Origin of the sequence: Leeuwenhoekiella sp. W20_SRS_FM14 (genome assembly GCF_052119605.1) — a bacterium.
Taxonomy (GTDB): Bacteria; Bacteroidota; Bacteroidia; order Flavobacteriales; family Flavobacteriaceae; genus Leeuwenhoekiella.
Map to the genome: position 1 here is coordinate 367,680 of NZ_JBGQOK010000002.1, position 14,529 is coordinate 382,208.

14 protein-coding genes are annotated in these 14,529 nt (G+C 35.0%); 9 read left to right on the top strand and 5 right to left on the bottom strand.

The genetic code is table 11. The features are described 5' to 3' along the window. Nucleotides 1–118 precede the first annotated feature (118 nt). Nucleotides 119–1,126, top strand: coding sequence for a 3-oxoacyl-ACP synthase III family protein (locus ACEN25_RS05145; RefSeq protein WP_028374745.1), 1,008 nt, complete (start codon nt 119–121; stop codon nt 1,124–1,126). A gap of 99 nt (nt 1,127–1,225) precedes the next feature. Here ACEN25_RS05145 and fahA read toward each other — a convergent pair whose 3' ends face one another. Continuing rightward, nucleotides 1,226–2,518: a fumarylacetoacetase gene (gene fahA / locus ACEN25_RS05150; RefSeq protein WP_441801969.1), complete on the bottom strand. Its 1,293-nt coding sequence runs from the start codon at nt 2,516–2,518 to the stop codon at nt 1,226–1,228. Nucleotides 2,519–2,627: 109 nt separating this feature from the next. On the opposite strand from fahA, the gene glyA reads away from it, so the two are divergent. From glyA to ACEN25_RS05170, 4 genes are all read left to right on the top strand, one after another. Then, complete coding sequence (gene glyA / locus ACEN25_RS05155) at nt 2,628–3,902, top strand: serine hydroxymethyltransferase (protein WP_441801970.1); 1,275 nt, start codon at nt 2,628–2,630, stop codon at nt 3,900–3,902. Nucleotides 3,903–4,189: 287 nt separating this feature from the next. Then, a complete protein-coding gene (locus ACEN25_RS05160; protein WP_441801971.1) occupies nt 4,190–4,597 on the top strand; it encodes a response regulator in 408 nt (135 codons plus the stop codon). 469 nt (nt 4,598–5,066) lie between these two features. After that, nucleotides 5,067–6,863, top strand: a complete 1,797-nt coding sequence (locus ACEN25_RS05165; RefSeq protein WP_441801972.1) for a sensor histidine kinase — start codon at nt 5,067–5,069, stop codon at nt 6,861–6,863. After that, complete coding sequence (locus tag ACEN25_RS05170; RefSeq protein ID WP_441801973.1) at nt 6,860–7,267, top strand: response regulator; 408 nt, start codon at nt 6,860–6,862, stop codon at nt 7,265–7,267. Before ACEN25_RS05165 ends, ACEN25_RS05170 begins: the two co-directional genes overlap by 4 nt. A gap of 11 nt (nt 7,268–7,278) precedes the next feature. On the opposite strand, the gene ACEN25_RS05175 is transcribed toward ACEN25_RS05170, so the two are convergent. From ACEN25_RS05175 to ACEN25_RS05185, 3 genes are all read right to left on the bottom strand, one after another. Then, entirely contained in the window at nt 7,279–7,722 is a 444-nt protein-coding gene (locus ACEN25_RS05175) for a 3-oxoacyl-ACP synthase (protein WP_441801974.1), read from the bottom strand. 85 nt (nt 7,723–7,807) lie between these two features. Continuing rightward, nucleotides 7,808–8,401: an RDD family protein gene (locus ACEN25_RS05180; RefSeq protein ID WP_441801975.1), complete on the bottom strand. Its 594-nt coding sequence runs from the start codon at nt 8,399–8,401 to the stop codon at nt 7,808–7,810. A 75-nt stretch (nt 8,402–8,476) separates the two neighbouring features. After that, the gene (locus ACEN25_RS05185; RefSeq protein WP_441801976.1) at nt 8,477–9,472 is read right to left on the bottom strand and encodes an alpha/beta fold hydrolase; all 996 of its coding nucleotides are present in this window, start codon (nt 9,470–9,472) and stop codon (nt 8,477–8,479) included. A 153-nt stretch (nt 9,473–9,625) separates the two neighbouring features. Between ACEN25_RS05185 and ACEN25_RS05190 the strand changes: the two genes are divergently transcribed. After that, nucleotides 9,626–10,546, top strand: a complete 921-nt coding sequence (locus tag ACEN25_RS05190; RefSeq protein ID WP_441801977.1) for a metallophosphoesterase family protein — start codon at nt 9,626–9,628, stop codon at nt 10,544–10,546. 1 nt (nt 10,547) lies between these two features. Here ACEN25_RS05190 and ACEN25_RS05195 read toward each other — a convergent pair whose 3' ends face one another. Then, the gene (locus ACEN25_RS05195; protein ID WP_028374753.1) at nt 10,548–11,009 is read right to left on the bottom strand and encodes an Lrp/AsnC family transcriptional regulator; all 462 of its coding nucleotides are present in this window, start codon (nt 11,007–11,009) and stop codon (nt 10,548–10,550) included. Nucleotides 11,010–11,172: 163 nt separating this feature from the next. Between ACEN25_RS05195 and ACEN25_RS05200 the strand changes: the two genes are divergently transcribed. The 3 genes from ACEN25_RS05200 to ACEN25_RS05210 all read left to right on the top strand — a co-directional run bounded on the left by ACEN25_RS05200 (nt 11,173) and on the right by ACEN25_RS05210 (nt 14,501). Continuing rightward, nucleotides 11,173–12,135 (top strand): NAD-dependent epimerase/dehydratase family protein, encoded by a 963-nt coding sequence (locus ACEN25_RS05200; RefSeq protein ID WP_441801978.1) that lies wholly within the window; start codon nt 11,173–11,175, stop codon nt 12,133–12,135. Nucleotides 12,136–12,145: 10 nt separating this feature from the next. Further along, nucleotides 12,146–13,333 (top strand): glycine C-acetyltransferase, encoded by a 1,188-nt coding sequence (kbl, locus tag ACEN25_RS05205; protein ID WP_441801979.1) that lies wholly within the window; start codon nt 12,146–12,148, stop codon nt 13,331–13,333. Nucleotides 13,334–13,544: 211 nt separating this feature from the next. Next, nucleotides 13,545–14,501, top strand: a complete 957-nt coding sequence (locus ACEN25_RS05210; RefSeq protein ID WP_441801980.1) for a glycoside hydrolase family 43 protein — start codon at nt 13,545–13,547, stop codon at nt 14,499–14,501. Nucleotides 14,502–14,529: the final 28 nt, after the last annotated feature.

The window sequence follows — 14,529 nt, forward strand, 5'->3', positions numbered from 1 at the left end:
CACGCATAGCTAAAGGCGGCTGCTTTAAAGCATTTAAAATTGCAGAATCTGTATCTTTCCGCGGTTTATGGCATCAGAAATTCTGGTACTACTAATTATATCTCATATTTATTACCCTATGTATAATTCTCGAATTGCAGGAATGGGAGCCTATGTTCCCGAAAATATAGTGACAAATGATGATTTGTCTAAGATTATGGAAACCAATGACGCCTGGATACAAGAGCGTACCGGTATCAAAGAACGCCGTCATATAAAAGACGGAGACGGCAACAGCACCGCAGTTATGGGTGTAAAAGCTGCAAAAATCGCTTTAGAACGTGCAAAAATGACTGCGCAGGATATAGACATGATTGTTTTTGCTACGTTAAGTCCAGATTATTATTTTCCGGGCTGTGGTGTGCAGGTGCAGGAAATGCTAGATATGCGTACCGTACCTGCTTTAGATGTACGTAATCAATGTAGTGGTTTTATCTATGCCCTCTCTACAGCAGACCAGTTTATAAAAACCGGGATGTATAAAAATATATTGGTAATAGGTTCAGAAAATCACAGTGGCGGTTTAGATATGACCACGCGTGGGCGTAATGTATCAGTCATTTTTGGTGATGGGGCAGGAGCGGCAGTACTTACCCGAGAAGAAGACAATGCAAAAGGTATTTTATCTACACATTTACATAGTGAAGGTAAACACGCCTTAGAGCTTTCTTTAAAAGGACCAAGTACTATGGAATGGGTGCCTGAATTGATTGAAAAAAATCCGCAGGAAGATATCCCGTATTACCCGTATATGAATGGTCAATTTGTATTTAAAAATGCAGTTGTGCGTTTTTCTGAAGTGATTGTTGAAGGTCTTGAGAAAAATAAACTGAAGGCTGAAGATATTGATATGTTGATACCGCATCAGGCAAACCTTAGAATTTCTCAATTTGTACAAAAGCAGTTTGGTTTAAATGATGACCAGGTATATAATAATATTCAAAAATACGGAAATACCACTGCGGCATCAATCCCTATCGCCTTAACTGAGGCCTGGGAAAAAGGTAAAATTAAAGAAGGAGATACGGTTGTACTTGCTGCTTTTGGTAGCGGGTTTACCTGGGCGAGTGCTATTATTAAGTGGTAATAAGTATATACACTTAAATTTTTTCCAAAAAGAAGAATTTGAGTTTAAAAGCAAAAAAAAAGAGCAACCCTGTTGCTCTTTTTTTATTGAAATTCCTTTTTATTTTTTCTTCGGTTTAAAAACAGGTAGTATTTTAGTTTTTACCTCGCCAAAACCTATACGTACTGCACCAGGTTTCTCGCAGTAACCTCGCATAATTACCGTGTCTTTATCTTCAATAAATTTACGGTCACCACCATCATTAAGCTTAACCGGTTTAGAACCCTTCCAGCTTAATTCTAGCATAGACCCAAATGATTTAGGAGTAGAACCCGATATCGTACCACTTCCCATCATATCTCCACTATTTACGGGACAACCGTTAACAGTGTGATGCGCCAGTTGCTGGCTCATATTCCAGTAGAGGTGTTTAAAGTTAGAATTAGTAACCACCGTTTCTTCTTTATTTTCGGGCTTAATGCTTACTTCAAGATTAATATCGAATGTTTTTTTACCGCTGTATTGTAAATACGGTAATAGGTCTTTTTCAGGTTTAGGACTTGCGGTTCGGAAAGGCTCTAAGGCATCTAGCGTAACAATCCAGCAGGATACTGAAGAAGCAAAGTTTTTTCCTAAAAACGGACCTAGAGGAGCGTACTCCCAACGTTGAATGTCGCGCGCACTCCAGTCATTAAACAAGACCAATCCAAATATATATTCTTCGGCTTGATCTACAGGAATAGGTTGCCCCAGCTCGTTAGCATCTGTAGTAATAAAAGCCATCTCCAATTCAAAATCAAGTTGACGTGATGGGCCAAATATAGGTTCTGTAGCGCCATTAGGTAATTTTTGTCCCTGTGGTCTGTGTACAGAAATACCTGATGGTATTATAGAACTGCTACGCCCGTGATAGGCTACCGGTAAATGCATCCAATTAGGTAACAAAGCGTTTTGAGGATCACGATATAAAGACCCTACGTTTATGGCATGTTCTTTACTACTGTAAAAATCTGTATAATCGCCTATTTGTACCGGAAGCTGCATTTCGACTTCATCCATAGCAAAAATAACACGTTCACGATGGTCTTTTTGATCTCGTAATTCGGCATTTCCCGCCTCAAAAATTACTGAAATGCGATTACGTACTGCACGCCAGGTCTTGCGACCGTCTGCTATAAAATCATTTAAGCTGTCTTGTAAGAAAATATCGTCTGTAAGGGGGATTTCGCTAAAATACCCTAATTGATGTAAGGCTCCCAGATCTATGGCAAAATCACCTATACGTGTACCTATGGTGATAATGTCATCTCTGGTTAAAAACACACCAAAAGGTATATTTTGAATAGGGAAATCTGTGTCTGCAGATGTTTCTAACCAGGTTTTGCGTTTTGGATCGTTAGTCTTTGAGGGCATAGATTTTTAATAAAATGTTAGTAAATGCTCATTTCAAATATAGAATTAAAATAGTACCAAAGGCATGTATTCACTACTTTTGAACCTAATTTAACAAACTTTATATCGCATGCAACGGGATACCGAAATCTTTGATCTAATTCAAGAGGAAAAACAACGCCAACTTAATGGTTTAGAGTTAATTGCTTCAGAAAACTTCGTCAGCGAGCAAGTTATGGAGGCTGCAGGTTCTGTATTAACTAATAAATATGCAGAGGGATACCCCGGCAAACGCTACTATGGCGGGTGTGAAGTGGTAGATGAAGTAGAAACCATTGCGATAGAGCGCGCAAAAGAACTTTTTGGAGCAGAATATGCAAACGTACAACCGCATTCTGGCTCACAGGCAAATACTGCTGTATTTCATGCAGTGATGAAACCGGGAGAAACATTTTTAGGTTTTGACTTATCACACGGAGGGCATTTAACACACGGTTCACCGGTAAATTTTTCAGGACGTATATACAATCCGGTATTTTACGGGGTAGATAAAGAAACCGGTCTCTTAAATTACGATAAGATAGAAGAGCTTGCGATACAAGAACAACCTAAAATGATCATTGCGGGAGCATCTGCTTATAGCCGTGAGATAGATTATAAGCGTTTTCGCGAGATAGCAGATAAAGTAGGTGCTATTTTATTATGTGATATGGCACACCCGGCGGGATTAATCGCAAAAGGTATTATAGGTGATCCTGTACCACATTGTCATATTTGTACAACAACTACTCATAAAACGCTGCGTGGCCCACGTGGAGGGTTAATTATAATGGGTAAAGATTTTGAAAACCCATTTGGTATTAAACTAAAGAATGGAAGTTTACGCATGATGTCTTCTCTATTAGACAGTGGTATTTTTCCAGGAAATCAAGGTGGACCTTTAGAACATATTATTGCTGCAAAGGCAATCGCCTTTGGAGAAGCGCTTACCGATGATTTCTTACATTATATGGTTCAGGTTAAGAAAAATGCTGCGGTTATGGCTGCTGCTTTTGTAGAGAAAGGATACGATATCATTTCTGGCGGAACAGACAATCACATGATGCTTATAGACTTAAGAAATAAGGACATTTCTGGTAAAGATGCAGAAGAAGCTTTAGGAAAAGCAGATATCACAGTTAATAAGAATATGGTACCTTTTGATACCCGTTCGCCATTTGTAACTTCAGGTATGCGTATAGGAGTTGCAGCTGTTACTACCCGAGGTCTTGTTGAGGCAGATATGAAAAAAGTCGTAGACCTTATAGATGCTGCTCTTACTAATTTTGATAATGATGAGAAGCTAGAAAGTATAGCAGACGAGGTTAATGCAATGATGGGGCACAGACCATTATTTAAACATTAAAAGTTGTATTTTTAAGAAATTATAAACCGGCATTTTTTGCCGGTTTTTTTTTGGAAATATAATTCAGTTTAACTTATAAATGGCTGAATTGATCTTAATTACGAATAAAATATTTTGCTTATATGGATTGAAAATATAGTTAACTTAATCGTTTAACTTGTAAAATTCTACGACTAGTTGTTATTCATCGATTATTTTGTTAAAAATAATTAACTTAATCGATTAACTAACGTTCTTTGAGTCCCCTAAATATTTAAAAGACTTTAATTTTTTAATTATTTTATTATATGGATTTAACTACAACTATTTTTTTAATTGATGATGATGCAGTTTATCGTTATGGGATGCAAAAAAAATTAAGAGCTCAATTGAGCGATGTTAATATTATTCCATTTAAAAATGGCCTGGAAGCGTTAGAATATTTAGCAAATGAATCCCGGGAAATAGCTTATCCTGATTTAATGCTTGTTGATATTAATATGCCTGTAATGAACGGCTGGGAGTTTCTTAATGAGTTAGATAAATTAGAACTTAAAACGAAAAAAGAAACATCTTTATACGTGGTTTCTAATTTTTCAGAAATTGCATTAAAAGAAATCTGTAAGTCATTTAATTTTATAAAAGGATATCTTCAAAAACCTATAGATTTAAAGGCCTCCACAACTGAGATGGGTGGCTTAAGTATAGCCGTTTAAAATGATAAAAAAATTACTAGTTAGATAGTTTGCTTATAATGGTAAAAAAAACTGTCAAGTAATTGTCAATTTTTTTTAAGTACTGCAAAATGCCAATTACTCCGTTAAAGAGATATTCTTCACAAATAATACTAGTACTTTCTGTAATCCATAAGAATTAAATATATTAAAAACGTTTGCTATGTCACTAATTATCATTTGATTATTAAAGTAGTATTCGTTGGTTTAATTGAGAGTGATTTTTTAAAATTAATATATTTTGTTTGTAAGAATAAGTCTCTTAGTTTAATAAAGCAGTTCTTTATTTTTAAAACTTCAACCGCTATAATAATGAATGGTTATTCCCTAAAACCAGAGTTTTAAGTACGTAAGGTTATCTATTTCATACTTATATATTGATATTATTTTACAATTACTTGTAACCATATTAAGTAAAAAATACTTATACGAGACTGTTAATCTAAATTGCATGGGGATAAAAATACTTAAACGTTTTCTGATTATATATTTGCCTGTATTGCTCTTTACATTTCTGTGGAGTAAATTTCAGTATGATCATCTTATTGAGGTTTTCTCAGTTGTTGAAGACCGAACCATTAAAAATAAAAAAGACCTTTTAGAAAATCTATTTCAAACTGTCTCATTTAGTACAGAGCATTGGGGTGATGTTATTAATGCAAATTATATAGCTGAATTATCTACAGATTCAATTGCCGGTAACCATTATTTTAAAATTATAGACGAATTAAGGGATTTTGATCAATTTAGAATTGTTGATTTAAGCGGTAACGAATTATTGCGTTATGAGCGGGATCAATTAGGAAATCTTAAGAAGGGAAAACTACAAAACAAATATCATCGCGATTATTTTAAGCAAGGTATTTTACTAAAAAGGGATGAAATTTATCTTTCTAGAATTAACCTTAATAGGGAAAACGGTGAAATTGAAATTCCTTTAAAGCCGGTAATGCGTGGTATTTCGCCTATTTACGATCATCAGGATAATCTGAAGGCTTTAGTAATTATTAATTTTAATATGACTCGAATTTTCAATCAATTAAACCAGCAAATTACGTTAAGTAATCTGTACTTAGTTGACCAAAATTTAAATGTCATTACAACCAATGTCTCTTCTTTACCACTATCTTATGAGCTTCAAGATACTTCTCAAATAATACGAGTTGCAGATAAAACAGCAACTTATTTTAAGACATTTGAAGATACTACATTTCAAAATGAAGGTGCAATTTGGACCTTAAGTAAATTTAATTTCCCAACAAATAAGTCTTTAGACAGTATTGTTAGTAAGACATCAAAAACAATTGTAACTCCTACTCAATGGGCTATTTTACACGAAGTTCCTGCTGAAGCTGTAGATTTAGTAGTGGGTCCAATTTTTCGGTTTTTTATAATTTTTAATTGTTTTGGAGCACTAGCAATTTTTGTAATTGCCTATATAGTTGAAAAAAGAAAAGTTAATGAACGCTTGATGCTAAATGCTATCAAGCAAAAAAATGAAAATCTTCGGTTAAGTGAAGCTTCGTTAGAAGAGTTTAATCAAAAGTTGACAGAATCTAACAGCAGGCTAAAAACGCGTAATAAACAACTTGAAGAATTTAATTATTTAGTTTCTCACAACCTGCGAGCGCCTGTTACCAGTATGTCTACTGTTGTTGATCTTCTTAAGGAAGTGCAAACCACAAATGAATTAGATTTATTATTACCAAAACTATCTCAGATAAATGATAATATAAGCATCATTACAGATGATATACGCGAATATGTATCAATATTAAGTGAGAATGAGATCGATAAAAAAAATATAAATATAAAGGTTATTATAGAAAGTGTAGAAAATGACTTTCCAGAATTATTGAGTAATAATTTAAACTTTAAAGTTCTAACAAATCTTCAATCCTGGGATCATGTTATATTTTCAAAATTTTATTTTAAGAGTATTGTTCAAAGTTTTATGTCTAATTCAATTAAGTACAGAAGAACAGATATAGCATCATTTATAAAATTTGAAACCCAAATTGAAAATGGACAAAAAGTGCTTTATGTAATTGATAACGGTTTAGGAATAGACTTAGATCTGCACGGTAAAGATGTTTTTAAATTATATAAACGATTTCACAGAGGATATTCTGGTAAGGGTATGGGGTTATTTATAGTAAAATCTCAAATCGAAAATCTAGAAGCAACTATTGAAATTGAAAGTGCGGTAAATAAGGGAACCACATTCAAAATTATTTTTAAGGAATGAGTCAGGCTGCAGACATAGTGCTTATAGATGATGATGATGTCTACTTATTTGTCGTAGGGCATATGTGCAATACCTATTGTCGGGATTTAAATGTTGTGACTATTACAGATGGCGAATTAGGTATTAATTATTTTAAAAAAGTAAAAGAAGATAATATACAGTTGCCTAAACTAATTTTATTAGATATAAACATGCCCTATCTTGACGGTTGGGGGTTTTTAAATGCTTTTAGAGAACTTAAAATAGACCAGTTTGATGAGATTATGATTTATTTGGTAACCTCATCAAATAGAAGCTGTGATAAAATGCGAATAGAAAGTTACCCTGAGTTAAACGGATTTATATTAAAACCAGTGCGTAAAAAAGAACTGCATCAATTGCTTGAATCGGTTTTTAAAAAATAGCGAATTTAGAGTTACTTGATCTCAACAATTTTTATTATCTGATCTCTAAAAGTAACTGTTTCTCCTACCTGTGCACCAGTTAATAATTCTCCTATGGGTGATGCCGTTGAAATGCAATAAACATTGCCTGTTGCAAGTTTTAATTCTCCAAAAGGAATCCCAATAAAATAACTGGCTTTATCTGTTTGAACTAAACTTCCGTCTCCTATAATAGTGTTAGGAGTAAGACTAATACGGCTTAAAACTTCTTTTTGCTTTTCAGTTTGATCTATTTGTCCTTGCGTGCGCTCCATCTCCTGCTGAATCATTTCAACGCCGGTTTCATATTTGTCACCTGCACTGCTTTTTCCGTCACTTTCTCGTGATTCTATAAGTCCTGCTTTGGTCTCACGCAGTTGTTCAAGACGTTTGTTTAAACGCTCTTTCAGTTCTTGTATAAGTTCTTTTTTTAACATTTGCAGATTTATTTAAAGGCGGCGAAATTAAGCTAAAAGCGTTCACATACACAGTTGTTTATTTTAATTTAAGAATAAAATTTACTTAATCTTTAATTACCTGTGTGTGTGATAGTTTGTCGTGAAAACCCTTTTTAAAAAGTAGAAATGACAAACGGTCAAAAGGGATAAGCCTGCATAAGGTACGTATAAGTATCGCAAGCGCACCGGGTTTAGAACCATCAAGGTTTACTACTTTAGTTTTAGTAAAATACTTTCCCAGAGTTTTTTGAAAGAAATATTCAGATACACCATAATAAACTAAAAACAATATAAAGACCATACCATAACCTATACTTAAGAGCAGTTCTTTATTGGATGTGCTAAATACAGCATCCAAAATAAATGTGCCTGCAAGAATTAATAGTATAAAAACCACAAAGTCTATAGTAAAATTTAAAAACCGAACTCCAGAATTAGTGACATAAGACTGTATTTCCTGTACAGCTATATTTTGTTGTGCTGCTGCTTTAACTAAACTAGCCATTTGCATTTTAGAAACAGAACGTTTTGAGAGTTCGCGTTCTGCAGCTTTAATAGTATCCGGGTGGTGTTTATGAACTTCAACAGTAACAATTTTTACTAATTCTAAATCTGTATAGTTGCGAATGCTCGTATTTGCGATTTTTCCTGATGCCATTTTTAAATTTAGATAGTATTAGTGTTGTATTTCAATTCTTAAACTGCAAAAATGCATCTCGTTAAACCTTTGTCACTAGTTCTTTAAAAAACTTTTCAAAGGAACTATAAATTTTTCAAAACGTTCTATATGGGGTAGGTGACCGGTATTTTCGATTTCTACTAACGTGCTGTTAGGGATTTTTTGTTGAGTATCTTTACCTAGCTTATCATACAATCCCATTGTTTTACGTATGTTTTCAGATACTAAAGGTTTGCCTAAAGCAGTACGGTCGCGGGTACCTATAATTAATAATGTAGGCACTTTAAGTTCAGAAAATTCATAGACAACAGGTTGTGTAAAAATCATATCATAGGTAAGTGCAGCGTTCCAGGCAATGGTTTTATAGTCAGAATTGAGTGTCCACCCTGCTAATAAGTTCACCCACTCATCATAAGCAGGATCCCAATTCCCATCATAATAGCTCTCTAATTGATATTTTTTAATAGCCTTATAATCCTTTTTAAGTTCGTTCTCATACCACCATTCAACAGGTTTGTAGGGCACTTTTAATTTCCAGTCTTCAAGACCAATTGGGTTTTCGAGAATTAATTTTTCGGTAATTTCAGGAAACATAAGCGCAAATCGTGTCGCGAGCATACCACCCATAGAATGCCCTAAAACTGCTGTATTAGATATACCTATAGCGTCTAGAACTGCTTTAGTATTTAACGCTAGTTGTTGAAAGGTATAGTGAAAATGGTCTGGTTTTGAAGATTTTCCAAATCCTATTTGATCAGGAACAACTACCCGGTAACCTTCGGCAGTTAATGCATCAATAGTAGTTTTCCAGTAGGCACCGTTAAAGTTTTTACCGTGCAGCAACATTATATTTTTACCGTTGTAATTTTTCGGTTTCACATCCATATAAGCCATTTCTAATTCTTGATTTTGAATCGAAATAGTTATGCTGCTTACTTCATAAGGATATTCGTAGTTATTAAGTTGCAGATCTAGAAGTTGTAATTGGCTTTCCTGGGCAAAAACTAAGGAAGCAAACAGTATAAACAGAGAGAGAATTGTATTTTTCAAGGGTTGAAAATTTTAATTTATTGCGGTGATTTACAATTCAAGATTACTAAAACTTAATGAGCTGCTCAATTCTTTAGTATTTCTTTATAGCCGTTAACACGCTAATTTTATAACGGAAAGAATCTCTAAATTGTGGCATCAAAACTTTATTTTATGAATTCATATCACCTTAGCAGACGCAACTCACTGAAGCTTTTTGCCTTAACCGGAACAACAATTTTAGCAATGCCTAGTCTGTTATTAAGTTGTGATAGCAAAAGAAATTTTAAAATCCGTTTTGGAATTTTGACAGACTCCCATTATGCAAATCGGGAACCGGTGGGAACTCGTTTTTATAAAGATTCTATTCCTAAAATGAGAGAAGCAATTGCAACTTTAAGTACACAAGAATTAGATTTTCTGATTCATTTGGGTGATTTTAAAGATCAGGATGCAGGTGCAAAAACGGAAGATACCCTTGGTTATCTTAAAGAGATAGAAGCTGTTTTTCAAGAGTTTGAAGGAGCAAACTATCACGCGCTGGGTAACCACGACGTTGACAGTATTACCAAAGAGCAGTTTCTAAAAAACATTCTAAATACCGGCCAGGAAATTGCACAAAGCTATTATGCATATACGGCAAATGGAATGCAGTTTATTGTATTAGATGCAAATTATGATGCAAATGGGACTTCGCATTATTTTGCCGAAGGATCAGATTGGGAAAATGCTACTATTCCTAAAAAAGAGGTGGACTGGTTTGCAAATTTATTGGCAAACTCAGTTTTGCCTACCGTTGTTTTTTGCCATCATCCTTTATATGAATATTATAAAGAGGGCTCAAAATTCCACGTGACTAATTACGCCGAAATTCAGCAGCTAATGGAGGCAAACGGAAACGTGATTGCGTGCTTTCACGGCCACGTACATGCTGAAGATTTTAAGGAGATCAATGGCATACACTATGTTACCCAACTGGGTATGGTAGATTATAAAGGACTTGAAAATAACACTTTTAGTCTGGTAGAAATCACACCCAATCAATTGAAAATAGAAGGGTATAAGCGTGCATCAAATAAGCATATTACGCTTTGATTTAAAAATCTATAGCTGTGGTATTGTGTATTTCTTTCAGTACAAAATAACTTTCTAATACGCCTATATTCTGAATTTTTGAAAGTTTACTGCGCACAAACTCGTGGTACTCTTCAAGGCCTCCTAAATGAATTTTTAAGAAAAAGTCTACTTTACCCGCCATATGGTAGCATTCCTGTACTTCAACAAGTTCTTTTATTTGGCGTTCAAACGTGTCTATAAAACCCTCATTATGATAGCGAAGGGATACCATACAAATTGCTGTTACCGGCCTGTTAAGCATTTTTTTATCTAAAATGGCTACATAGTTTTTTATATATCCCTTTTTCTCTAAGCGCCGTATTCGCTCGTATACAGGCGATGCCGTTAGGTGTAGTTGTTCTGCAATGTCTTTTGTTGTTTTCTTCGCATCTTCCTGTAATATTCTTAAAATTTTCAAATCGGTTTCATCAAGTGTTTCCATAAAGAGAATTTTACTGTTTATAAGGATAGTAAAAGGCTGTATTAGATTATACCTTGGTAACAATCCTATTTTAAAGATAAATTTACTTAATTTATAGGATTTAGCAGTTTATTATATGGTTTGGGTACTCTTTTTTCTAATTTTATATTGAAATAAAGTTGTTATGAAAGAGCCAAAAATATTAATTACCGGAGCCTTTGGTCAGTTGGGAACAGCACTTACTGATGCGCTAATATCTAAATACGGATCTGATGCTGTAGTAGCTACAGATCTTCATATACGAGAAGGATTTAGTTGCAAAACCCTAAAGCTTGATGCTACAGATATTCAAGCATTAGATGAAGTTGTAAGACAACAAAAAATCACTCAGATTTACCACCTTGCAGCAATATTATCTGCAAAAGGAGAAGAGAAACCTCTGCAAACGTGGGATTTAAACAATTCTACTTTTTTTAATGTTCTTGAGGTAGCGCGTTTAAATGCTATTAAAAAGGTGTTTTTCCCAAGTTCAATAGCTGTTTTTGGTCCAGATGCTCGCAAAGAACACGTGCCTCACGATTTTGCGCTGCATCCTACAACTGTCTACGGTATAAGTAAAGTAGCCGGTGAACATTGGGCACGTTATTACAATGCTAAATACGACTTAGATGTACGTTGCTTACGTTATCCCGGGCTAATAAGTTATCAATCCTTACCCGGTGGTGGTACAACAGATTATGCAGTAGATATCTTTCATAAAGCAATTAGTGGAGAGAATTTTGTAAGTTATCTTCAAGAAGATACACAGTTACCTATGTTATATATGGATGATGCCATTGAAGCAACACTTCAATTAATGGAAGCACCTAAGGAAGCTGTAAAAACAGTAGGTTATAACATTCAGGGAATTAGTTTTTCGCCTAAAGAGCTTTTAGAAGCGATTCAAAAACACATTCCAGAATTTAAAGCCGCGTACAAACCAGATCATAGACAAGCAATTGCAGAAAGCTGGCCTATATCACTAGACGATCGTGCTGCACAGGCAGAGTGGGGTTGGAAACCAAAATACGATCTTGCAAAAATGACTCAGGAAATGCTGAAGCAACTCGAGTTAAAAAGAAATAACAATCAGAAACAACACGCATAAAAATCACACTATGTTTACATCAGTAAGAGAAAATATACAGAACGAACTAGAAGAAATACGGGAAGCCGGTCTTTATAAAGAGGAACGCATAATAACTACACCTCAACGGGCTAAAATAAATACACAAAACGGATCTGAAGTTTTAAACTTTTGCGCAAACAATTATTTAGGTCTGTCTGCACATCCAGATATTATTGAGGCAGGAATTTCGGCAATAAGAACACACGGTTTTGGTCTCTCTTCTGTGCGTTTTATTTGTGGGACTCAAGACATTCACAAAGAACTAGAACGCAAAACAGCTGAGTTTTTAGGAACTGAGGACTGTATTTTATATGCTGCAGCTTTTGATGCTAACGGCGGTGTTTTTGAGCCTATTTTGGGCAAAGAAGATGCGATTATTTCTGACGAGTTAAATCACGCCAGTATTATAGACGGCATACGTTTATGTAAAGCTGCCCGTCACCGATACAGTCATAACAATATGGACGCTCTGGAAGAAGAATTGAAAAAAGCTTCAGGAGCCCGAAGAAAGTTAATTGTTACAGACGGCGTATTTTCTATGGATGGTACGATTGCACAACTGGACAAAATTTGTGATCTGGCCGATAAATACGATGCTATGGTAATGGTAGATGATTGCCACGCTACCGGTTTTATAGGTGAGAACGGTAAAGGTAGTCACGAGTACAATAATGTGATGGGACGTGTTGATATAATTACAGGAACCTACGGTAAGGCCTTAGGTGGCGCTTCTGGTGGTTTTACTGCCGCCCGAAAAGAGATTGTAGATATGCTGCGTCAAAAATCGAGACCGTATTTATTTTCAAATACGCTGGCTCCCGCAATTGCAGGAGCCTCTATAAAAGCTATAGACATGTTGAGCACTTCTGCAGATTTAATTGCAAAAGTTCAAAACAACGCAAAACGTTTTAGAAAAGAAATGACAGATGCAGGCTTTGATATTATACCGGGAGTGCATCCTATTGTTCCTATAATGCTGTACGATGCTAAGGTCGCTCAGGAATTTGCAGCAAAATTATTAGAAGAAGGTATTTATGTGATTGCATTTTTCTACCCAGTAGTGCCGCAAGAAAAAGCACGTATTCGAGTACAGTTATCTGCAGCTCATGAAGATGGGCATATCACAAAAGCAGTTGCAGCATTTACTAAAGTAGGTAAGCAGCTGGGAGTTATTTAAAATAAAAATTGCGTTTAATTCTAAAGTGCCTTGCGTTTATCGTAAGGCATTTTTTGTTTTACAAAGACGTGATTTGGAGAAAATATAATTAAAATGTGAAATAAACACTTATATTTAAACTTTGCTAAATTTCACTAAAATGAAACTCTTTAAATTTTCCATTTGTTTTATAATGCTGTTTACCGTTTTGTATTTTCAAAGCTGTAAACCTGTGGCAAAACTGCGAGATAGCAGTAAAATAACCTATAATAATCCCATTGTACCCCAACGTGCAGACCCGTGGGTGTATAAAGATACAGACGGGACTTATTATTTTATTGCTACCGTCCCTGAATATGATCGTATAGAACTACGCCAGTCAAAATCACTTAATGGCTTAGGTACTGCGGAAACTAAAGTGATCTGGACAAAACATAATACTGGCATTATGGGAGCGCATATCTGGGCTCCAGAATTGCATAAAATTGATGGGAAATGGATTATTTATTTTGCAGCGGGAGATGTCGAAGATGTTTGGCATATACGTATGTATGCACTTTCAAATTCATCAGAAAACCCGTTGGAAGGAGAATGGGTTGAGGAAGGTCAAATTAAGACTGAAAGAGATTCTTTTTCGCTAGATGCTACTACATTTGAACATAATGGAGAGCGCTATTTAATATGGGCACAAAGTGTTCGGGAAGGAGAAAACACCTCCCTGGTATTGTCTAAAATGGAAACTCCTACACAACTTAAAGGGGAAGAATTAATTATATCAGATCCTGAATTTGAATGGGAACGTGTAGGTTATAAGGTAAACGAAGGTCCCGCAGTGATCAAACGTAACGGTAAAATTTTTGTTACTTATTCTGCAAGTGCAACAGATAGTAATTATGCTATAGGTTTGCTCTGGGTAGATGAGCAAGCAGATTTAATGAATTTAGCAAACTGGCATAAATCTGAAACTCCTGTATTTTCAACTAATGAGGAAGTAAGGAGATATGGTCCCGGTCACAATTCGTTTACTGTTGCAGAAGATGGCAATACAGATGTATTAATTTATCACGCACGTGTTTATAAACAAATACGCGGAAACTCGCTACAAGACTTTAACAGGCACACACGAGCTCGTATTGTTAACTGGGATGAGAAGGGTTTTCCAGACTTTAGGCAATCTGAAACAGATTAATGAGCACATTTTTAATCTTAAAAAAAAA